This is a genomic window from Bacillus sp. BR3(2024), from assembly GCF_039134555.1.
Lineage (GTDB): Bacteria > Bacillota > Bacilli > Bacillales > Bacillaceae_G > Bacillus_A > Bacillus_A cereus.
This window is the reverse complement of record NZ_CP152433.1, coordinates 2,834,271-2,854,793: the sequence shown is the minus strand read 5'-3', so window position 1 is coordinate 2,854,793 and position 20,523 is coordinate 2,834,271. Positions and strand designations below refer to the sequence as shown.

The following is a 20,523-nucleotide window of genomic DNA, read 5'->3' as shown; positions in this document are numbered from 1 at the left end:
CATACAAAGTTCAAAGCAGTAACATACCGCTAGATGAAAAAAACACATATGTAGTGGACCTGTTGAAATAGAAGAAATTATGGAAAAATGAATATCGGGAAGAGAAAGCACACGTTTTAATAAAAAATGTGGAAGAAAACCACTATTAAAATTTCAATCTTAAAACTTAATTTATAAACGATTATATAGAGAATAAACGTTAAAAAAGGAAAAATAACTAGGAGGAATTTAACATGTCGGATTGGTTTCAATTAGATAAAGAATATATGATGTCTACATATTGTCGGACAGAGGTTGCAATGGAAAGAGGAGAAGGATGTAAACTATATGATGTAGATGGTAAAGAGTATTTAGATTTATTTTCTGGCGTAGGAGTAAATGTACTAGGATACAATCATCCTAAAATTGTACAAACGACAATGGAGCAAGTTGTGAAATCGTTGCATTTACCGTTTCATTTCTTAAACCCAGTTGCAATTGAGTATGCAAAGAAATTAGTAGAGTGTACTTTAAAAAGCGGAAAAGTCTTTTTTACAAACTCTGGTACGGAAGCGACAGAAACGACATTAAAATTAATTGATAAATATAGATCTATTGCGAATGAAGAGCGTGACGGAGTAGTTGTGTTAAAAGATAGTTTTCACGGGAGGACGTTAGGGGCACTACATTTTACGAGACAAGAAAAGGTATATCAAAATTTCCCTAAAACATCTATTCCTGTATACGAAGTAGAGCGTGAGAATATAGACCAATTAGAGGAGACCATTATTAAAGAAAAACCAATTGCGATTATGCTAGAGCCTGTTTTAGGAAGTGGGGGAATTTATCCTTTATCAAGTAAATATTTGCATGGTGTTCAAAATTTATGTGAAAAATATAATGTACTTCTTGTCGTTGATGAAGTTCAAAGTGGTATGGGTCGAACGGGAAAACTATTTGCTTATCAAAATTTTAATATCACACCGGACATTATTCAAATTGGTAAAGGAGCAGGAGGCGGGATACCGCTAGGAGGAATTATTGTAGGTGAAAAGTTATGTGATGTATTTTCACCAGGAGATCACGGGACAACGTTTGCTCATTCATCAATGGGAACAGCTTTAGGTTTAAAGGTATTAAATACATTACTTGATGATGGGTTAATGCAAGAAGCTTATGAAACGTCACTATATTTGAATGACAAACTGCAAGACATTCAGAAAGAAAATTCTTATTATATACAGGAAGTGCGTCATGCTGGCATGATGTTTGGAATTAGTCTGAATGATACGAATGAAAATGTGAAGAAATTACAGGTTGAGCTAATGAATAAAGGAATGTTAGTCGATGTAACACAAGGGAATATTATTCGATTACTTCCGCCGTATATTATTACGAAAGAGGAAATTGACGCATTTATGAATCAGTTTATTATTTGTTTAGATAAAGTTGCTGCTGTAGTAAGTGCTTAAAAATTAAAGCTATATTTTATATAAAGTGCACTCTAATTGTTGGGGATAGTTTACAATTGGGGTGCATTTTTTATAGTTGAATTTTGTAAAATACAGTCGTTTGTATATGATAACGGAAAAATAGAAGGAATTTCGTTATATTTGAGTGGTGAAGAAAAGGGAAAGTAAGTATAAAGATAGTAGATAAAGCAGGTGGTTTAAATAACTAATGATAGAACGTTTTGAAAATAATAGCATACGAATATATAAATAATAAGAATGAGGTGATATATTGGAAAATAATGATATTCAATTTACTTCTTTACAAATGAGAACGGATAAATATGGTTGGGCTAGTATTCAATATACAAATAAAAAGCAGGCTATCTTATATACTCAAAATAGAGGAGTAGAATGGGATGTTGTCAATCCTCTTAATTCAATTGTATTATTTGGGTATCCAATAAACGCTCGAAGCTCTTGGGCATATGGTTTAACAAAAAAGAATGACGATTTATTGCCAGCTATATTTTATACAGTTAATAGAGGAGAAAGGTGGAGTGAGTTTATTTTACCGGTTGAAGAAGATTGGGAGAAATCGACTGATGTTCAAGTACAATTGCATGCTACGAATATGGATAGTATATGGATTGTATTATCTAGAAAGCTCGCATCAAATAAATTTGAACATAATTTATACTATTTGAAAACGAAAGGGAAAGTTTGGAAAGTAATAAAAAATATAAGTATTAGTGATAGTATTTCAGGGATAACATTTATAAACGATCTAATTGGGTTTATTTCATTACAAAAACATTATGAAACATCAACGGTATTTAAAACAATAAATGGTGGGGAAAGTTGGCATCCTATAAAAGATATTCCAAGTCTTGAAGGAATTAATAATGGGACTGCTATGGCTTATAAAGCAATCTATAAAAATAACTTATTAGTAATACCAACTAAAAAGAATGATGATGTATTTTTAATGAATTACTCATTTGATAAGGGGAATTCGTGGCATATTTCAAATAAAACAATAAATACTAGTAAAGTGGCTGTTTCGTTTTTTAGTTCCTATTATGGCTGGGTTATAAATAGTGAAAATGGAAGTGTGTATCAAATAATAAAAAAAGGAGCAAAATGGATTAAAGTATCAAGTAATCCATTGTTAAAAAATGTATTTTGTTTGCATTTTTTTAATCGGCGTAAAGGTTGGGCGTGTAATAAAAAAGAAATATTTACTACAAAAGATCGCGGTATAACATGGAAAAAGGTAGTATATAAAATTAATAATATTGATAAATTTATTTAAAAAAGTCCTAAAGAAATTAGGACTTTTTTTGTTTTTTATGGTGAGAGTTGTAACAAACAATGATAAGAGAAAGGAGGTAAGTGCAGAATTATATTTTTAAAAATAGACGTTTGTTTTCACACAGTATAATTCACTTTTGAATATGTTAATAAAGTAGCAAATTCATAGGAAATGGTAATACTTAATATTTTATGTCACATGATGTGTAAAGGGGGCGTGTAATGAAATCGTTAACGGTTATTATTTTGTACAGTGAAAGAGAGCAAATATTAGAAGAGTCAATTCAATCTATATGGAAGCTAAATCCTCTTGAAATTATAATTTTAGTTCCTAACGATAGAAGTAATTTGTATGAAATAGCAAAGAAACATAAATGCCATATTGTTTTGATGGATAAATATAGTACGTATTATGATGGGTATGAAGCTTCTGTAAAGGCAGCAAAAGGAGATGTATTGTTATTTGTAGATAGTAATTTTTTATTATCCACAAATGAAATGCAGAGATTTATTGAGCCAATTGTTACAAATCAAGCCGATGTAGTTTTAAATAAAATAGATAAATTGATAGAAATAGGTAAATGTCCAAATATGGATATTGTATGGAGAAAAATGTTAAATGAAATTTTAAGTCGACCAGATTTAAAAAGCAATTCAATACTTTCGTTACCATATGCGCTTACGAAGGAAGTAGTGGAAAATATCGGCTTTAATTATATGGAAGATATCGTTCTATCTCATATGAAGATTGTGAATCAAGGGTGGCGGATTAACGATCAATATGCAATCAATACGTTATCTAAAGATGAGATTATAGAGGAAGGAGGATATTTAATAAAAAAAGAGTTATCCAAAAATGAAAAAGAGAAAGTAGAAAGATATTTACGCGGTATAGCTAAATGGATAGAGAAAAAAGGAAGAAGAGTAGGGTTTACTGATGCAGGAAAAAGAAGAGATATTGTTCAAAAACTAGGTGAATGTAAGCGATACCCTTCCTATCATCAAGGGTGGGGAATGCATTCTTCAATTTATGATGGGAAGCAACTTTCTGTCATTATACCAGTACAAAATGAAGAAGAGACTATAGAACAAGTAATACTTGAGGCGAGAAAAATAGAACCACTAGAAATCATCGTCGTTGTAAATGGTTCGACAGATCAAACGGCTAATATTGCTAAAAGACTTGGTGTTACTATTATTGAATATAACGAACGACTTGGTCATAATGTTGGACGTGCTATTGGAGCGCTTGAAGCTACAGGAGATATTCTTTTATTTATTGATGGTGATTTTAGTGTTTCAGGAAGTAATTTGCATCATTTTACAAAAGCAGTTTCAGCTGGTGTAGACATAGCATTAAATGATTTGAATCCGATGTTACACCCTCCGTTTTATGTTGTAGACGTCGTAAAATATATGCTTAATTTAGCATATAATCGTCCAGAATTAAGCAATGGCTCATTAGTAGCAATTCCACATGCTATGAGTAGATCATGTTTAGATGCAATAGGCTGGGAAAGCTTACTATGCCCTAGTCTTGCACAAGTAAAAGCAATATTACAAGGGTATAGAGTAGAATGTGTACATTACGTTGATGTTGTAAAACCGAATAGAATTCGTTTAATGGAGAATGTAAGTCACAATGGGCATCCTCCGGCAGTATTAAGAATCATTGGTGATCACGTTGAAGCTCTCTCTTACTTGATAGAACAACTCGAAATGGATGGAAAGGGTGATTAAACTGTTAGACCAGTATAAAATAATTAACATTTCATATGAACAATTATGGCAAATGGATTTTCAAATTACAGAACCATTTATACTCAAGGTTGATTGGGATAAAGTAACGTATGAATTTTTAATTCGTATTAAGCCCGATGCTTCTAACACTATTGTTTTTGGATCCGGAGCAGGTGGGTTTCAAGAACAGCCAATTGGTCCACCTATTTTTCATCGACATTCTTGGATGGATGAATTTGAAGATACTGTTATATATTATAATGACCCTACGTTATATCTTGGAAAATTATCTTTAGGTTGGGGACAGGGAGAGTTAAATAGATTTTATTTACAAGATATAGCAAATATTTTAGAAATAGTATTTGTAAAGTTAAAAGTTGATTCGAAAAATGTGTTGTTTTATGGCAGTTCTGGGGGAGGATTTATGTCTTTAATTTTAGCTGGATTCGTTAAGGGCTCCACAGCTTTCATTAATAATCCTCAAACAAATTTATTAAAATGGATACCTGTACCAATAAATCTAGTTTTCGATTTGTCTTATCCAAATTTATCAAGAGAAGAAGTTGAAGAGAAATTTGGCGAAAGAATTAATGTTGTGAAATTTTTTAATCACATTAAATATGTACCGAATATTTATTTTTTGCAAAATTTCGCGTGTGAATTTGATGTGCAAAATCATTTGCTACCATTTATTTCCGAATTAGAGCAACTTGATAAAGACACGGAAGTAAATCAAATTATAATTGACTTATATTTTGATAAAAAAGCAGGGCATGCAGCTGTAGGGAAGAGTGAAACAATTGAATATATAAAAAAAGTAAAACCTAATCAGACTGTAAAAGAAGAACAAAAAGAAGTGGACCTATCAGTTGTTATAGTTTTAGGAGAAGAAAAATCAAAATTGAATCAAATTTTAAATAAAGTGCAGCATATAAAACCACTAGAAATTATTATTGTAGCTGATGATAGAATGAGTGCGATACAATCTATACCAACATTTGTTGAAAGTAACGTTGTTGTGATTGAGGAGAAAAGTAAATGGAAAGCACCAGTTCATGGGGCAAAAGTCGCCAATGGTGATGTAGTCTTATTTTTAAATGGAGAAGATGTTATTTTTTCGGTAGAATTAGAACGATTTATAGAACCGCTACTAAAAAAGGAACAGGATGTAATTTTAAATAATATAGACTCGGTTTGTTTTGAAAAGATGAGAGTAGAATGGCCAAGCATTGCTATGGTGTATAAAAAAATAGTAAACGATGTATTGGGGCGTATGGATTTAAAATATGATTCGATGTTATCTATGCCATATGCTATTACTAAAAAAGCAATTGAAGACATTGGATATGATATCTTGCAGAACCCTATTCTGTCCCAAGTAACTCTTATTGAGAAAGGGTGGCGACTACAATCCTCGTCAGCCATCACTAACACCTCCTTGAATAATATGCCTGCAAACAAAACCTCTTTCTATAAAAATGGATTAACTAAATTAGAAGTATATGAGATTAAAGAAAATATAAAAGCTTTGGAGAGTTGGTTACAACGAAAAGATGATAGAGGTAATTATACAGATGGAGGAAGAAAAAGAGAAATTATAGAGCAGTTAAAAAACCAAAAGAATTATTCACGTTTCCATAAAGGATGGGGAATGAATTCCTCTATTTATAATGGAAAACAGTTATCAATTATTATACCAGCACAAAATGAAGAATCAACGATTAAAGAAGTTATTCTTGAGGCAAGAAAAATTGAACCGAAAGAAATAATTGTTGTCATTAATGGGTCAACAGATCAAACAGAAGCAATTGCTAAGCAATCAGGGGCAACAGTAATTGTTTATGAAGAAAGATTAGGGCATGATGTAGGACGGGCAATTGGTGCACAAGAAGCGACAGGAGATATACTTCTCTTTATTGATGCTGATTTTGCTATTCCAGCAAAAGATCTTCATCCGTTAACGCAAGCTGTTGCGGATGGTGTTGATATGGTTTTAAATGATTTAAATTTAAATCTTAGATTTCCTCTATATATTGTAAGTTTATATAAATATATGTTGAATATTGCTTGTAACCGTAAAGATTTAGGGGTAGGATCTACAATTGCTGTTCCCCATGCTATTAGTAGAAAATGTTTAGAGGGAATTGGCTGGGACACTCTTCACACAGCGTGTGTTGCACAAGTAAAGGCAATATTAGAAGGGTATAAAGTCGAATGTGTCCATTTTGTAGATGTAATGAAACCAAATCGTATTCGGCCACAAGAGCATTTTGCGACGATAGGACATCCACCAGCTGTATTGAGAATTACTGGGGATCATTTAGAAGGACTTTCATATTTATTGAAGAATAAGGATTTTAAAGATTTATTTTAAAAGGTAAATTTGTCTATTGAATGAGTAACTTAAACATTTCATTTATGCAACTTGACGATATTTAGTATTGCAATGAAACTAAAATCAAAAATTTTTATTATTTTTAGCTCAGGTACAAGTGAAGAGCATGTTTCACTGACTGATAGTAAATGAACAAGTAACTAAAAGGTAAAGGCTTCTTTATATATATGAAGAAGCTTTTATCTTTTTTATTTTAAGTATGGAAGGTAAAGAGTAAATAAAGTTGTAACGGTATTTTTATTTTTGGATAAATTGATATTAGATATAAGAAAGGAGGGAATATCTTGTCTTGCATCAATAAAAGTTGTTTTCATATTTCTTTAGAAACTAAAGTCAATCCAAATGGTGGGGCAGAAATATTCGTAAGGTGCAATGATGAATGTTTATCTAATTTTAATGTAATACCGTTTATTGCATGTGTTTCTATTTCAGTAAAGGATGATTTGAGTTTTTTAGTTGATTTAGATAGTTTAATAAAACGTTAATTTTCTATGCAGTTAATAATAAAATAACATCTAATTTATAAGACTTAGTAAGAGAGTCGTGTCCGAATTTAATTAACTGCATATATTGTTAAAAGAAAGGAGGGAGAGTTATGGCATGTACTACGAATAATGTTTGTTTAGATGTGTGTCTTAAAATTACAATTACCCCTGGTAGTGGAATTGATGCAGTAGTCGATTGTGGAGGCACATGTGGGACAAGTCCTACTATTGTAATTAGTCCTAGTGGATCAATTGTTATTACTTTACCATTAGTTGCATGTTTCTCAATTGCACTAAAAGATGATTTAAGTGTTGACTCTTCATTAACAAGCCTCTATTTTCAAACTTCTTAAGAAAGATACAGAAATGAAAAGCCTGCCTGCTACTTTTCTTTTGATCTAATGTAAAAATAAAAAAGATGGTTACAACCATCTTTTTTTATTTTGCTATATATTTAAAATGAATTCATATATTATTTGGTGGTAAGAATATACAATTAAAAGCATTCAGTGTTTCTTTTTTGTTCAATGAGGTAAGAAATTGCTTCTATATGATCACCAATGATTTGTTGCGTTGCTAATGAAAGGTAGCCTTCCTGCGAGAAGTGTTTTTCTGGTCGAACTCGATTTATCTTGTCAACGTCGATAGAATGAACATTTTGTACATGCAATCCTGCTAAAATTGTTTTAACTTGACTTAAGGTTGGTGAAAGAAGAGAATCAAACCCAATTGTATCAATGCATTTTCGACTAAAAGCATGAGGGACAGCAGTTGTGGAGCCCATACCTAAATCTTTTCGATTACATGCTAAATTAACAACATGCTTACATGCAGTTACGATAGTATAAGGAACACGATACATGTAGTAGTGCTCTAATTTATTTAAAGCTAAATCGGTTCCATTTTGAACAGATTGTACAAATGGTAATAAATCAGAACTAGGAATTAAGAAATCACCATCAATAAATAATAATATATCACCTTTTGCAAAATATGCACCAACGGCACGTCCGGTATCAATGCCGAGTGCTTCTTTGTAAGTAATAACTGTTGCACCGCAATTCTTCGCCAATTCCTCTGTTTTATCTGTTGATCCATTAACAATAATGATGATTTCTAAAGGTTTTAATTTCTGCACCTCAAAAATGATAGATTCTATCGTTTTTTCTTCATTTTGAACAGGGATAATGATGGATAATTGTTTATTTCCATAAGTATTTGAATAAAACTCTTTACCTGTAATTATTTTGGATATAGCTCTTTGTTCGCCGTTTTGAAGTTCTAAAATAATATCCCGCCTTCGATTATTATCAGTATAGTTTCCTCTTGAATCTTGTAATATATTTACCCAATTTTCAATTGCTTCTAGGTGATAACGAATGAGTTGTTTTGAGGGGAAGGAGGGAATTTGCGGTATAGAAATTTTGAAATGATTGCTAATGCGAAATTTATTTTTAATAATTTTCATTTGTGCTAATATCGGATTTAATAAACTTTCTGGAGTAATTGCATCAAGAATCTCTTTTGTTATTGCATAGGGAGGAAATAATAGTGAGTTAACATGTAAATCTGGACGATGAAAAAAATGATTCGTAACTTGCTGCCAAATCATTTCTATAGTTGGCTTTTGCTTTTGATAAAAAAAGTCATCTAAATTGTTTAATACTATGTCAGCTGATTCGTCTAGTAATGGTTGAAGAAATTGTGTAAGTAAGGAAGATTGGATAATGTAATTTGCATCTAAAAATAAGAGGTACTTACCCTTTGCTTTTTTTGCACCAATTACATAACAATTATTTGATTCTGTCGGTACTTCTAGTGTGATAATTTTACAATTGTAAGATTGTGAAATATCAATGGAATCATCGATACATCCGTTAATAGTAAGGATAATTTCTAAAGGCTGTAGTTGTTCACAGGCTTTCAAAATTTCAGGTAAAACTTTTATGTTATGCTGTATACGAATAATAATAGAAATCGGATTTTTACACATAAGTAGTCTCCTTTTTAATCAGAGGTAGTTATTAATAAGGTTAGATAAAATAGGAGATATATATTTTATTATATACGTAACCACTATTTAGTTTTATCAGACTTAGAATTTTCATTACTTGAATTGGAACCTTTATTTATTCCAGACGCGAGTAAATTATTGAGAACGCTAAGGTCTAATTGCATAGGGATTGAGTTTTTGGATGTAGTTTTCTCATTTTCTTTTTTTGTAGTTAATATAGTCTTTATATTTTTTATTTCTTTATATTGTTTTAAGGTAATGAAAAATCCAGAAATAATGAAGAGAAAAGAAACAGTAGCAAGTAAAAGTATTATTTCCAACATAAAATAGCCTCCTTTAAATCTATAATAATACTATAGTTGAATGTAATAAGACAAAATTCGAGCTAATGAGTTCACTTTTTAAATATATGCAAATCTTTAGTAAAAGTTACTAATTTCTAGGTTAAAGGAAGCAATTATAGAAACGTTATAAATATAAATAAATGAAAGTTTCATTTGTAGTGTAAAGGTATGTGTTATATAAGCTGAACGTCATTCTATAACAAGTTAAACAGGGTTTAATTTTATATAAAAAGAGCATTTAATTGGACAAATAATTAATTATGTGAAATAATAATAACAGATAAGGAGACGTTGCTTTTCCTTAAGTGCTTCGAATTAATTTTATTCAATAAGAGAAGGTGTGCTTAAAGAAGTTAAATTAAATAAGGAGCTGTTTTATTATATGCAACAAAATAATGATTTAAATTTTGAACCTCAAGACGTTAATATTGTTAATCCTAAACAAGCCAGGAAAGCAGTAATTGCTACTGGTATAGGGAACGCAATGGAGTGGTTTGACTTCGGATTATACGCGTATTTAGCGGTAATTTTAAGTCAATTATTCTTCTCTGGTGTTGATAATAGTGGATTGCAACTTGTACTTACATTCGGTACATTTGCAGCAGCCTTTCTCGTTCGACCAATCGGAGGTGTATTCTTTGGTAGAATAGGAGATAAGTACGGCCGAAAAATCGTGTTAAGTACTACTATTATTTTAATGGCACTTTCTACATTATTCATCGCATTACTACCAACCTATGAACAAATTGGTGTATGGGCACCAATACTACTTTTAGTTGCCCGAATGATTCAAGGCTTCTCTACAGGCGGCGAATATTCAGGAGCAATGGTTTATATCGCAGAATCTTCTCCAGATAAAAAGCGTGGTATACTCGGTAGTGGTCTTGAAATTGGAACACTCTCAGGTTACATTGCTGCATCGGTAATTGTTACCATTTTGACGTTATTGTTAACAGATGAGCAAATGCTCAGCTGGGGATGGCGTATTCCGTTCTTAATAGCTGCACCAATTGGTTTGGTCGGTTTATACTTACGCCGTCATCTAGATGAATCTCCAATCTTTGAAGAGATGGAAAAAGCACAAGAGGAATCTGAAGACAATGAACAATTTTCATTCATGGATATTATTAAATATCACAAAAAAGACTTCTTATTAAGCACAGTAATTGTCGCCTTCTTTAATATTACAAATTATATGATTCTTTCGTATATTCCTTCTTATCTAACTCAAGTACTTAAAGTCGAAGAAACAACAGGCTTATTAATTATTTCTATTACGATGGCACTTATGATTCCACTAGCACTATATTTCGGTAAATTAAGTGATAAAATTGGTAATAAACGCGTTGTGCAAATTGGTTTACTTGGTTTAACTGTATTTGCAATTCCAGCATTTTTACTAATAGGTAACGGACATATTGCAGCTATATTTGCAGGTATTTTCGTACTAGGTTTCTTCTTAAGTGTATATGAAGGAACATTACCTTCATTATTACCATCACTCTTTTTCACTGATGTACGTTATCGAGCACTTTCGATCTCATTTAATATTTCTGTATCGATATTCGGTGGAACAACACCGCTTGTATGTTCATACTTAGTTCATGCAACTGGTAACCCGCTCGCACCGGCATTTTATTTAGCAGGTGTAAGTATTATTGGATTAGTTGTATTTAGTGTACTATTCGTTACAACTTCAGGGCGTGCGCTAAAAGGTTCATATCCTACAGTAGAAACGAAAAAAGAAGCACACCAAATCGCTAAAGAAGACCCTGAAGAAACACTTTGGTGGCATGAAGAGTCATTAGAAATTGAAGCAGGGAAGAATGCTTCCATTTAAAAAGCAACGTAGAAGTACAAAAAGACTCCTATGAATATAGGAGTCTTTTTGTTACGTTATTTCTTTCGTTTCTTCAAACTTTTTTGATATGCATAAAGCTTATGAATCTCTTCCTTAAATTCATGTAGAAGTACAGTGTTTGCACTATTTGAATAACGCACCGTATTATAAGTATCTATAATAATATCACTTTGAATATTTACATCTTCTTCATCGTTTATTCTTTCTAGCCAAGCCTCAACAGTTTCTCCCCGTTTTCTATTTAAAGGAGGGGTTAACTTACTCTCTAGCTTAAAAATTTCCTTCCGAATTTCGTTATGTGGCGGTTTATTTCGTTTAAAACGATTTTGGCTCATTCCTTCTTTATCAGTAATGATAGTAGATTCGAAGGCGGGCATATTTGGTAAACTTAAATGTTTTCGTTTTTTTACTATTTTCCAAACGACGTAAATAGCGATAGCTGTACAGACTATTATTGTAGTGCTATTTATGAGTATTGGATCAAAATCAGGAATTTTTTTTCCGTCTTCAATTTTTGGTTTTAAGAGATGTCCTTTATTTGCCCAAACATCTTCAGTATCTTTTAATTCCGCTGCTTTAATTAATGGCATTAAAGCATAGCCGACGCCTAATGCGACTACTTCCGTTATAAAACCAAAAATAAGTCGAATGAAAGGAAATACTTGAACAATTAATATACTCATTAAGCCAATCGTAATGATAGAAGAAAAACGTAATAGTTGTTGTTTGCGATTTGCCCCGGTTAACCAAAATGTAATCATAAGATGCAAGGCTAACATTAATAGTTTCCACAACGGTGGAAAGGGTGCATAAAATATAGCTGAAACGACAAACCATACAATACCACCTAAAGATTTTTGAACTGGATATCCAGGTCCGACCACATGTACGATAAAGAAAAATAGTGGTAATATGATTGTGCCAAATAGAGAAAAAGGTAAAAATAAAGAGAAAAGAACGATTTGAAGAACTAAAAGTATTACAAATCCTGTTGTTTTTTTCTGCATAAATTTATGAATAAGAAATACTCCAATATAGCCTGTTGTTAAAAATATTGCAATACTAATTAGTTCATCTCTTTCTGTTAATAATGAAAGCAGAAGGAGCAGAATGAAATCATGAATGTGATATAGCCAAGTTTTCAACTGGTTCCACCATCCCTTCACTAGTAATGAGAAACGTTGGCTGCGAGAGAAGAGGGAGTTCATTTCTTTGTAAACCAATGTATATCATTGTAGACGATCGTTCTCTTTTTCTCTTTACATAATGAAGGAATCCTTGTTTCGGAAGTAACGTACTATCATCTGAAATACGGGCTAATTCTTCTAAAGCTTTTGCATATTGTGTTTGTCCTTCATTTAACGGTACATGTAATGCACCGCCTTCTGCTAATACACTAATAAACAATTCAAACGGAATGTGGTGCTTCGTTGCATACTGGAAAATGTATGTTGCATATGAAATAAGTTCTTCTACATTATCTTTCCAACCAAATCCACGATCGGCAGCTAAAGAAAGACAAATCGTCCAACTATAATTTTTTACAGGTTCATATTGCTTCGCCTGTAATTGTTGCATTTTAGCAGATGCCTTCCAATGAATAGAGCGGAAAGACTCACGCTCATATCGCTTTACACCGATAATAGATGTTTCATCATTGTAAAAAGAAAAATTCGTTCGATAAGATCCATTCAAAAGTTGCTGAAGTTCTTGCAAACCTGCTACTTCTTTAGGAGAAGGATACACAATAATTTCAGTCCTTAATTTATCAAAAACAGGTAAATGTACAGTTAATAGATGAAATGGATCTTTTAATACACATTCAAATTGTTCAATTTGAAACACACCACGCTTCGTGGCGGTTAATGTTAACCCCCATTTTTGTGCCGAATGTGCAGGTTGTGAAAATGGGAAAGAGAATAACGTTTTTGATATTTGTTCAATGCCTTGCTCTTTATGCGGTATAAGGGACGAATTTAAATGAAAGTAACAAACGCCATTAACGATTGGTATGCTGGCTCCATTTTTTAAATGAATAAAAAACTGTCCAGATTCCTCAGGAAAAATCCGTGTAGTTTGTTTCTCATTTATGATTTGAAACTTCTTCTCTATGAAAGCGACATATTTATAAATAAAAATCGCAAATAAATAATAGAAGAAAAAGAGAAACATAAGCATTCGTTGCGGGGAAAAGAATGTGAAAAGTAATGCGATTGGAACGGTTAGTTGAATAATATGGAGTTGAAAAAATAAAGGCACAGTTACAACACGCTGTCCATTCATGCTTGTTCAATCTCCACAGGTACGTCAACTTCTTTTAAAATACTTTGCATAATATCATTCTTTGTCGTACGCAGGGCACCTTCCATTGATAAGACGATACGGTGATTCCAAACAGAAGGAACTAACAATTGTATATCTTCTGGTGTGCAATATTCTCTCCCGCGTAAAAAGGCTAAAGCTTGAACAGCACGTACTAAAGCTAATGTGGCACGTGGGCTTACACCGTTAGCGATATAATCATGATTTCTTGTAGCATGAGCAAGTTTAATAATGTAATGTTCTAACGGTTCCGAAACAAATATTTCTTTTACTCGTTTTTGAGCTTCTAAAATATCTTCTAATGAGATGACAGATGTGACACTTTCTAATGGTAAATCGTTCCGAAAACGTCGCATCATTTGTAACTCATCTTTAGGAGTTGGATGACCGATTGAAATCGTCATTAAAAAGCGATCAAGCTGTGCATCTGGAAGAGGGAAAGTCCCTTGTGATTCAATTGGGTTTTGCGTCGCAATAACAAAGAACGGTTTCGGAAGAGGAGTTGACTGCTTCTCCAGCGTCACTTGTCGTTCTTCCATCGCTTCTAACAAACTCGACTGCGTTCTCGGCATTGCACGGTTAATTTCATCTGCTAGCAAAATGTTTGTCATAACTGGTCCAATTCTTAATTCGAATTCGCTTGTTTTTGGGTTGAAGTATTCAATACCTGTTACATCACTTGGAAGTACATCAGGGGTAAATTGAACGCGAGAAAAACTACCACCAATACTTTTTGAAATGGTTTTCGCTAGTAACGTTTTCCCAGTACCAGGCACGTCTTCGAGTAGTACATGTCCATCAGCAAGAAGTGAAACGAGCAGTAGATCAATAACATTTTCTTTACCAACAAACACAGATCCGATGTTTTCTTTCAATTTATTTATCATATGTACCATTCCTTTCATTATAAAAGAGCTAATATTTCTATATTTTAACAAATTATTCAGAAAATTGGTATGATTTTTTAATTCAAAGAAATGGATATTTAATTATTAAATTACTCTTGCATATTTTGGAATATAATTATACAATATCGATATACGATGTATCGTGAGTCGATATATCATATATCGATGTATCGGAGGTAGTTATAATGAATGCGAAGGCGCAAAAATATATTCCGTTAACTGAGGCGACATATTACATATTATTGTCACTCGTGAAGCCGTTGCATGGCTACGGAATTATGCAAATGGTAGAAGAGATGACAAATGGGGAAGTAAAGCTCGGCCCTGGTACTTTATATGGAAATACGACGAAATTACTAAAAGAGAAGTTAATTGTTGAAGTTGCCTCTACAGACAGAAAGAAGTGCTATGAGTTAACGCCGTTTGGGAGAGAAGTGTTAGAGCTCGAGTATAACAGATTGCAGAGATCTGTAAGGAATGGAAATAGTATATTAGGGGAGTGAATGAGAGATGGAGACAAAGAAGATATTCAAACCTTTCGCAGTATGGAGCTTAGAAAAAGAAGAAGCGTATTTACGTAAAATGCATCAACAAGGCTGGGCGTTACAAAAGTATAACGTAATGTATACGTTTAAGAAAACTGAGCCGAAAGATGTAGTATATAAAGCAGACTTTAGATTAGAGTATAAAGATTCGACAGAAAAACAAAAAGAATATATCCAAATATATGAAATGTGTGGCTGGAAACATGTAACGAGTTTTGCGAAGTGGAATTACTTTTGTAAAGAAGTAGAAGAGGAAAATGAGTTACCTGATATATATTCAGAGAAGGAAACGAGGATACAAAAACTTACTGAGTTGTTACAGTTTTTTGTAATTATGTTTGTAACAATAATGCCAGCGCTTTACTTATGTTTTCTTGGACCATCAGAATCTAGAATTCCTTATATATTTAAAGGCATGATAGGATTTATAGGTTGTATGTATTTATATATATTTATTAATGTATATTGGAAGATTAAAAAGTTAAAAAATGAAATATTGTAACAAAGATTGGGTTTATTAAAGAAGATGGTTGTATATTGAATGGAAATCATCTTCTTTAATTTCTATATATCCTTGTTTTGTTGGGTATTTTTTATATAATAAAATATTGTATATTTAAGGCATAGAACTAACAGTTACAAAGATGATACCAGTAACAATACCTAAAAAAATCATAAATGAAGAAGTAATTAATAATAACGAACTAGCAATGAATATCACTTTATTAGATTTTTGTTTTTTATAAAGGAAATAAAGTAAAAGACCACAAATAGTAGAAAGTATCCATATAGCTAAACCGTAAGAACTCGAGATTTTCTTCCAATCGGAAATCCAAAAGTAAAAGATGATTATGTGACAAGTTAATAGTAGAAATGTTGATGGAAGCATTATCTTTTTATTTAAAATCATTTGTTTCACCTCCCTTATATAAATATTACTAAAATGGTGTGGAATTTAAAATATAATAAGGAAGAAATACATTTTTAATTAACGTATTAAACGAAAAAATCCCTTATAGAAAAATCTATTTCTACAAGGGATAATCATATTTTTATTAGAAAGACTGATTTTGCGCAGGTTTAATAAATTGTTCAGGGTTTTCAACAAGTCCGCATACAGCACATTGGACACGGTATGTAGGTCCTTGATAAGCCATATGAAAAGCATTCATCGTTTCATTTGTGTATTCTTCTTCCACTTGACCAGTTTGTGGATTTATTTTGACTGGTTTTACTTGTTGCTCAAGAATATTAAAGCGAGTACGGTTCGTTTTACAACTTGGACATAGCATTGGTTCCATATGTATACACCTCCATTTGTATCATTTCTTAAAATCTTTAATTTTATGCAAGCAAAAAACTTTCTCAATATAAATAGGTGTTTAATGTATTTAAAATTCAGAAAAAATAAAATATAATAAAAGTACGAACTGGTTATGTCCAAACCAAATCTCCTGTTTTATGCCAATAAGCTGGGGGGCCGAGAAATCGGCCTCATTTTTTTTGCTCATTACTACAAGGAACAAGGTTTTTATGAGACTTTTGTCGAAATTTTAGGGATAGATACAAAGGGGGATGTAAAATGAATTTGAAAATGAAGTACATCATTTTATATGTAGAAAAGTTTGAGGAATGTTTAAAGTTCTATAAAGATATTTTACAGTTACCTATAAAAGCAGAGCACGGAACATATATTGAATTTAATACTGGAACTACCATTTTAGCGATGAATACGCGGCAAGATGTGAAAGAATTAACAGGATTACCGCTTACAGAAGGTGAATTACAGTCTTCTCATTTCGAGTTAGGATTCGTTGTTGAGAATGTACAAGAAACGATTGAGCAATTTAGAGAGCAAGGTATAAAAATTTTAGTGGAGCCAATTGTAAAACCGTGGGGACAAACAATTGCCTACATTGCTGATCCAGATGGAAATTATATTGAAATTTGCAGTTCATTAGAATAGAGGGAGAAAGAGAGATGGGATTTCCGAAACTAGAAACAGAACGTTTATTCTTAAGAGAACTTACACTATTAGATGCAGAAACGATGTTCCAATATTTTTCGAAAGAATCAGTTATACGTTATTTCGGAATGGATTCTTTCCAAAATATTGAGCAAGCGAAAACAACGATTCAAACGTTCAAAAATCGTTATGAAGAGGGCAGTGTATTTCGCTGGGGAGTCGAGAAAAAAGGGACGGGCCAATTAATCGGAACGTGCGGATTTCATTTAATTAATAATCATCATAAACGAGCTGAAATTGGTTATGAATTAGATGATACATATTGGGGACAAGGATATGCATTGGAAGCATTACAAGCAATTTTAGCTTACGGATTTGAAATACTGCAACTAATAAGAATCGCAGCGATTGTATATGTAGAAAATAATGCTTCTCAAAAGTTATTAATAAAAGCAGGATTTCAAGAAGAAGGATTCCTTCGAAAACATATGATTCAAAATGGAGTTGCTCATGATACCATTTTATATTCTTTATTAAAAGAAGAGTGGAAGAAGTAATGAGTACAAACGAACTTATAACGATTATGAAGAAGCATAGGGAAAATAGATTCATTTTAGGTATAGATGGTTTAAGTCGATCTGGAAAAACAACATTCGTAGCCAATTTAAAAGAAAATATGAAACAAGAAGGCATTCCGTTTCGTATTTTCCATATTGATGATCATATAGTGGAGCGTAATAAACGATATCATACTGGATATGAAGAATGGTATGAGTATTATTATTTACAATGGGACATTGAATGGCTAAGGCGGAAATTTTTTCAAAAGCTACAACATGAAACAAAATTGAAATTACCTTTCTTTCATGAAGAAACAGATATATGTGAAATGGAAAAAGTACAGATTCCTATTGTAGGCGTAATTGTTATTGAAGGAGTTTTTCTGCAGCGAAAAGAATGGAGAGATTTTTTTCATTATATGGTCTATTTGGACTGTCCAAGAGAGACAAGGTTTCTACGTGAGAGTGAAAAAACGCAGAAAAACCTTTCAAAGTTTGAAAATAGGTATTGGAAAGCAGAGGATTATTACTTAAAAACGGAATTGCCGAGGGATAGGGCGGATTTAGTCATTGAATGATTTGAAAATAGAAGGTGAATAGAATGAATATTTTATGGGATTTTGATGGGACGTTATTTGATACGTATCCTGCATATACAATGATGCTTTCTGAAATATTAGGTGACTCAGTAGAAAAACAAGAAATATACAAAAACTTAAAAATATCATACTCTCATGCAATTCAGTATTATAATATTTCATGCGAGCAGGAAGAAAAGATTAAAGTTTTGAAGGAGAAATTCACGCCAAAAGATATGAAACCTTTTGCAGGTGTCGAAGAGGTTTTGAAATTTGCAAATAAAAATGTGATTATGACCCATAAACATAGGGAAGGGGTTATGGGCATTTTAAAATATTACGGCTGGGAAAAATACTTCGTAGATATGGTTACAATTGACGATGGCTTTCCTCGAAAGCCAAACTCTTTAGCTTATAATCATCTGCATAAAAAATACAATATTGATTTAGCTATTGGAGATAGAGAATTAGATTTATTACCTGCAAAAGAATTAGGTATTTCAACATGTATGTTTCAAGGTAATTGTGATGTAGCGGATTATTCTTTATCACATTACTCGGAGTTTTTTAAGGTAGTGAGTGATAGAGAGTTTTCTTTATAAAAAAAGTTATTAATAAAGACTGTATCTTTCATTTTAAAGGTACAGTCTTTATTTTTTAGAGCTATTATATACCAATTGCCGTGGATTAAAGAATGATTGTATATCTTTAGTAAAGAAATAGTCAGGTTAGTTGTTAGATAGAAATAGACAGATAAAGTGATAGTGGCCGTTTTATCTGCTTTTTATCATAACTAAATTATGGTTATTCATGCTAATATAAACTCATAGCTATATAGAAGGGGTGGGGTTAGTATGAAAACTGAAATAGTTCCTAAAAAGAAGTACAGTATAATAAGCTATGTATCTTTACTCATCGGCATTTTGTGTTTTCTATTCGTTTTTATAACGCCAACAAGGATAGCCAATGCAGGTAATATAGTTGGAGATTATATTACAATTGCCCTGACAGGTGTAGGGATCATACTTTCAATAATCACAATGACGAAAAGAACAGAGAAGAAGGGAATTGCTATTCTTTCATTAATACTGTCCTCATCATTTTTTATATTTTGGATCATAGCAATTATCCTATTGTTTACTGGTCAAATTAGTTTTGCACCGTAATGTGTAATAAAAAGAGTCCTTCTCGTATGAAGGACTCTTTTTACTCGGTATCTTCAGGTTGATATTCTAAAATATCCCCCGGTTGGCATTCTAATGCTTTACATATTGCTTCTAAAGTTGAAAAACGGACTGCTTTTGCTTTTCCATTTTTCAAGATAGAAAGGTTAGCCATTGTAATTCCAACCTTCTCCGAAAGCTCTGTTACACTCATTTTTCTTTTCGCTAACATTACATCAATATTAATAATAATTGCCATATTATTCACCTCAGACCGTTAAATCATTTTCTGATTTTATATCTATAGCATCTTTTAATAGTCTTTGGAGAACGGCAGCAAAGACCGCGATTACCATTGAAGCAAAAATCATAATCATTCCGATAATAATAATGCCAGGGGCGTCATCTCTCTCTGCCACGAGATAGAAAAGTGGCATACCTAATACATATAATACACTAATTGCCAATGCGCTGTACTTAATATTTTTTAAAGCTTGAACAGATAACTCTGAGAATGCGTTATTTTTATCAATATAGTTTAAAAGCTTAAATGTTTGGTACAGTGCGAAGTAATAAGGTATTGCTGTTGCATATAAATTGATAAATACAAGATATTTAATATATGCAATATCTGGATATAATTCTGCAGCGAAAGCTCCTATTTTAGGGACTAAAAAAATGCACATAGCAAGAACGGGGATTCCGATCAGAATCACAACGGTCTTTAAAAAGAGTGTGGATCCTTGTTTCATAAAAAGCACCTCATTTATTTAATATCTTATTAATTTAACACGAAATTTATTGTTTAACAATAAATTTTTATTTCTTTTGATCGAGGATTTATTGTTAAACAAGTAATTAATGAAAAGGGTGTTAAATCTTTTTTATAAGATAGATG

The 20,523-nt window shown here is 32.1% G+C and carries 23 protein-coding genes; 14 read left to right on the top strand and 9 right to left on the bottom strand.

Going from position 1 to position 20,523, the window contains the following annotated elements; translation table 11 throughout:
• The first annotated feature begins 233 nt into the window (after window positions 1–233).
• The 6 genes from V7S45_RS14790 (at window position 234) to V7S45_RS14765 (ending at window position 7,717) form a co-directional block, all read left to right on the top strand.
• Window positions 234–1,451: an aminotransferase class III-fold pyridoxal phosphate-dependent enzyme gene (locus V7S45_RS14790; protein WP_001286472.1), complete on the top strand. Its 1,218-nt coding sequence runs from the start codon at window positions 234–236 to the stop codon at window positions 1,449–1,451.
• 271 nt (window positions 1,452–1,722) lie between these two features.
• Window positions 1,723–2,745: a hypothetical protein gene (locus tag V7S45_RS14785; RefSeq protein WP_000429609.1), complete on the top strand. Its 1,023-nt coding sequence runs from the start codon at window positions 1,723–1,725 to the stop codon at window positions 2,743–2,745.
• A gap of 221 nt (window positions 2,746–2,966) precedes the next feature.
• Window positions 2,967–4,484, top strand: coding sequence for a glycosyltransferase (locus tag V7S45_RS14780; RefSeq protein ID WP_025687673.1), 1,518 nt, complete (start codon window positions 2,967–2,969; stop codon window positions 4,482–4,484).
• 52 nt (window positions 4,485–4,536) lie between these two features.
• A complete protein-coding gene (locus V7S45_RS14775) occupies window positions 4,537–6,858 on the top strand; it encodes a glycosyltransferase (protein ID WP_139310366.1) in 2,322 nt (773 codons plus the stop codon).
• A gap of 305 nt (window positions 6,859–7,163) precedes the next feature.
• A complete protein-coding gene (locus V7S45_RS14770) occupies window positions 7,164–7,364 on the top strand; it encodes a hypothetical protein (RefSeq protein WP_001277646.1) in 201 nt (66 codons plus the stop codon).
• 110 nt (window positions 7,365–7,474) lie between these two features.
• The gene (locus V7S45_RS14765) at window positions 7,475–7,717 is read left to right on the top strand and encodes a hypothetical protein (protein ID WP_000752474.1); all 243 of its coding nucleotides are present in this window, start codon (window positions 7,475–7,477) and stop codon (window positions 7,715–7,717) included.
• Between the two features lie 143 nt (window positions 7,718–7,860).
• Here the strand turns inward: V7S45_RS14765 and V7S45_RS14760 are convergent, their stop codons facing one another.
• Both V7S45_RS14760 and V7S45_RS14755 read right to left on the bottom strand, forming a co-directional pair.
• On the bottom strand, window positions 7,861–9,357 hold the full coding sequence (locus V7S45_RS14760; protein WP_000335251.1) for a glycosyltransferase: 1,497 nt from the start codon (window positions 9,355–9,357) through the stop codon (window positions 7,861–7,863).
• Window positions 9,358–9,440: 83 nt separating this feature from the next.
• The gene (locus V7S45_RS14755; RefSeq protein ID WP_000889743.1) at window positions 9,441–9,701 is read right to left on the bottom strand and encodes a hypothetical protein; all 261 of its coding nucleotides are present in this window, start codon (window positions 9,699–9,701) and stop codon (window positions 9,441–9,443) included.
• A gap of 403 nt (window positions 9,702–10,104) precedes the next feature.
• Here V7S45_RS14755 and V7S45_RS14750 point away from each other — a divergent pair, with 403 nt between their 5' ends.
• On the top strand, window positions 10,105–11,562 hold the full coding sequence (locus tag V7S45_RS14750; protein ID WP_001186926.1) for an MFS transporter: 1,458 nt from the start codon (window positions 10,105–10,107) through the stop codon (window positions 11,560–11,562).
• Between the two features lie 56 nt (window positions 11,563–11,618).
• Here V7S45_RS14750 and V7S45_RS14745 read toward each other — a convergent pair whose 3' ends face one another.
• From V7S45_RS14745 to V7S45_RS14735, 3 genes are read right to left on the bottom strand one after another with little or no spacing between them, the layout of a single operon-like run.
• Complete coding sequence (locus V7S45_RS14745; protein ID WP_000860490.1) at window positions 11,619–12,728, bottom strand: DUF4018 domain-containing protein; 1,110 nt, start codon at window positions 12,726–12,728, stop codon at window positions 11,619–11,621.
• Complete coding sequence (locus V7S45_RS14740) at window positions 12,700–13,866, bottom strand: DUF58 domain-containing protein (RefSeq protein WP_342761417.1); 1,167 nt, start codon at window positions 13,864–13,866, stop codon at window positions 12,700–12,702. The genes V7S45_RS14745 and V7S45_RS14740 overlap by 29 nt, the downstream gene beginning before the upstream one ends.
• Window positions 13,863–14,792 carry a MoxR family ATPase gene (locus tag V7S45_RS14735; protein ID WP_000608784.1) on the bottom strand — a complete coding sequence of 310 codons (930 nt, stop codon included), beginning with the start codon at window positions 14,790–14,792 and terminating at the stop codon, window positions 13,863–13,865. The genes V7S45_RS14740 and V7S45_RS14735 overlap by 4 nt, the downstream gene beginning before the upstream one ends.
• A gap of 206 nt (window positions 14,793–14,998) precedes the next feature.
• Here V7S45_RS14735 and V7S45_RS14730 point away from each other — a divergent pair, with 206 nt between their 5' ends.
• Both V7S45_RS14730 and V7S45_RS14725 read left to right on the top strand, forming a co-directional pair.
• Window positions 14,999–15,316: a helix-turn-helix transcriptional regulator gene (locus tag V7S45_RS14730; protein ID WP_000991882.1), complete on the top strand. Its 318-nt coding sequence runs from the start codon at window positions 14,999–15,001 to the stop codon at window positions 15,314–15,316.
• 7 nt (window positions 15,317–15,323) lie between these two features.
• On the top strand, window positions 15,324–15,860 hold the full coding sequence (locus V7S45_RS14725; RefSeq protein WP_000448311.1) for a DUF2812 domain-containing protein: 537 nt from the start codon (window positions 15,324–15,326) through the stop codon (window positions 15,858–15,860).
• Window positions 15,861–15,974: 114 nt separating this feature from the next.
• On the opposite strand, the gene V7S45_RS14720 is transcribed toward V7S45_RS14725, so the two are convergent.
• Complete coding sequence (locus tag V7S45_RS14720; protein WP_000602672.1) at window positions 15,975–16,268, bottom strand: hypothetical protein; 294 nt, start codon at window positions 16,266–16,268, stop codon at window positions 15,975–15,977.
• Window positions 16,269–16,413: 145 nt separating this feature from the next.
• Window positions 16,414–16,659, bottom strand: a complete 246-nt coding sequence (locus tag V7S45_RS14715) for a hypothetical protein (RefSeq protein WP_000433602.1) — start codon at window positions 16,657–16,659, stop codon at window positions 16,414–16,416.
• A gap of 281 nt (window positions 16,660–16,940) precedes the next feature.
• Between V7S45_RS14715 and V7S45_RS14710 the strand changes: the two genes are divergently transcribed.
• The 5 genes from V7S45_RS14710 (at window position 16,941) to V7S45_RS14690 (ending at window position 19,628) form a co-directional block, all read left to right on the top strand.
• Window positions 16,941–17,324, top strand: coding sequence for a glyoxalase/bleomycin resistance/dioxygenase family protein (locus V7S45_RS14710; protein WP_001049849.1), 384 nt, complete (start codon window positions 16,941–16,943; stop codon window positions 17,322–17,324).
• A gap of 14 nt (window positions 17,325–17,338) precedes the next feature.
• Entirely contained in the window at window positions 17,339–17,881 is a 543-nt protein-coding gene (locus V7S45_RS14705; protein ID WP_000506640.1) for a GNAT family protein, read from the top strand.
• Window positions 17,881–18,462 carry a kinase gene (locus V7S45_RS14700; protein WP_000106114.1) on the top strand — a complete coding sequence of 194 codons (582 nt, stop codon included), beginning with the start codon at window positions 17,881–17,883 and terminating at the stop codon, window positions 18,460–18,462. The genes V7S45_RS14705 and V7S45_RS14700 overlap by 1 nt, the downstream gene beginning before the upstream one ends.
• 23 nt (window positions 18,463–18,485) lie before the next feature.
• Window positions 18,486–19,064, top strand: coding sequence for an HAD-IA family hydrolase (locus tag V7S45_RS14695; RefSeq protein WP_001024236.1), 579 nt, complete (start codon window positions 18,486–18,488; stop codon window positions 19,062–19,064).
• 252 nt (window positions 19,065–19,316) lie between these two features.
• Window positions 19,317–19,628 carry a hypothetical protein gene (locus V7S45_RS14690; protein ID WP_000845558.1) on the top strand — a complete coding sequence of 104 codons (312 nt, stop codon included), beginning with the start codon at window positions 19,317–19,319 and terminating at the stop codon, window positions 19,626–19,628.
• Window positions 19,629–19,668: 40 nt separating this feature from the next.
• On the opposite strand, the gene V7S45_RS14685 is transcribed toward V7S45_RS14690, so the two are convergent.
• Window positions 19,669–19,884, bottom strand: a complete 216-nt coding sequence (locus V7S45_RS14685; protein WP_000974619.1) for a helix-turn-helix transcriptional regulator — start codon at window positions 19,882–19,884, stop codon at window positions 19,669–19,671.
• A gap of 10 nt (window positions 19,885–19,894) precedes the next feature.
• On the bottom strand, window positions 19,895–20,377 hold the full coding sequence (locus V7S45_RS14680; protein ID WP_000809113.1) for a DUF2975 domain-containing protein: 483 nt from the start codon (window positions 20,375–20,377) through the stop codon (window positions 19,895–19,897).
• Between the last annotated feature and the right edge of the window lie 146 nt (window positions 20,378–20,523).

What these genes read in the sequence shown, in the direction of transcription:
- V7S45_RS14790 (WP_001286472.1), top strand. Translation starts at nt 234, where the DNA reads ATGTCGGATTGGTTTCAATTAGATAAAGAATATATGATGTCTACATAT.
- V7S45_RS14780 (WP_025687673.1), top strand. Translation starts at nt 2,967, where the DNA reads ATGAAATCGTTAACGGTTATTATTTTGTACAGTGAAAGAGAGCAAATA.
- V7S45_RS14775 (WP_139310366.1), top strand. Translation starts at nt 4,537, where the DNA reads ATGGATTTTCAAATTACAGAACCATTTATACTCAAGGTTGATTGGGAT.
- V7S45_RS14765 (WP_000752474.1), top strand. Translation starts at nt 7,475, where the DNA reads ATGGCATGTACTACGAATAATGTTTGTTTAGATGTGTGTCTTAAAATT.
- V7S45_RS14760 (WP_000335251.1), bottom strand. Translation starts at nt 9,357, where the DNA reads ATGTGTAAAAATCCGATTTCTATTATTATTCGTATACAGCATAACATA.
- V7S45_RS14755 (WP_000889743.1), bottom strand. Translation starts at nt 9,701, where the DNA reads ATGTTGGAAATAATACTTTTACTTGCTACTGTTTCTTTTCTCTTCATT.
- V7S45_RS14750 (WP_001186926.1), top strand. Translation starts at nt 10,105, where the DNA reads ATGCAACAAAATAATGATTTAAATTTTGAACCTCAAGACGTTAATATT.
- V7S45_RS14740 (WP_342761417.1), bottom strand. Translation starts at nt 13,866, where the DNA reads ATGAATGGACAGCGTGTTGTAACTGTGCCTTTATTTTTTCAACTCCAT.
- V7S45_RS14735 (WP_000608784.1), bottom strand. Translation starts at nt 14,792, where the DNA reads ATGATAAATAAATTGAAAGAAAACATCGGATCTGTGTTTGTTGGTAAA.
- V7S45_RS14730 (WP_000991882.1), top strand. Translation starts at nt 14,999, where the DNA reads ATGAATGCGAAGGCGCAAAAATATATTCCGTTAACTGAGGCGACATAT.
- V7S45_RS14725 (WP_000448311.1), top strand. Translation starts at nt 15,324, where the DNA reads ATGGAGACAAAGAAGATATTCAAACCTTTCGCAGTATGGAGCTTAGAA.
- V7S45_RS14720 (WP_000602672.1), bottom strand. Translation starts at nt 16,268, where the DNA reads ATGATTTTAAATAAAAAGATAATGCTTCCATCAACATTTCTACTATTA.
- V7S45_RS14715 (WP_000433602.1), bottom strand. Translation starts at nt 16,659, where the DNA reads ATGGAACCAATGCTATGTCCAAGTTGTAAAACGAACCGTACTCGCTTT.
- V7S45_RS14710 (WP_001049849.1), top strand. Translation starts at nt 16,941, where the DNA reads ATGAATTTGAAAATGAAGTACATCATTTTATATGTAGAAAAGTTTGAG.
- V7S45_RS14705 (WP_000506640.1), top strand. Translation starts at nt 17,339, where the DNA reads ATGGGATTTCCGAAACTAGAAACAGAACGTTTATTCTTAAGAGAACTT.
- V7S45_RS14700 (WP_000106114.1), top strand. Translation starts at nt 17,881, where the DNA reads ATGAGTACAAACGAACTTATAACGATTATGAAGAAGCATAGGGAAAAT.
- V7S45_RS14695 (WP_001024236.1), top strand. Translation starts at nt 18,486, where the DNA reads ATGAATATTTTATGGGATTTTGATGGGACGTTATTTGATACGTATCCT.
- V7S45_RS14690 (WP_000845558.1), top strand. Translation starts at nt 19,317, where the DNA reads ATGAAAACTGAAATAGTTCCTAAAAAGAAGTACAGTATAATAAGCTAT.
- V7S45_RS14685 (WP_000974619.1), bottom strand. Translation starts at nt 19,884, where the DNA reads ATGGCAATTATTATTAATATTGATGTAATGTTAGCGAAAAGAAAAATG.
- V7S45_RS14680 (WP_000809113.1), bottom strand. Translation starts at nt 20,377, where the DNA reads ATGAAACAAGGATCCACACTCTTTTTAAAGACCGTTGTGATTCTGATC.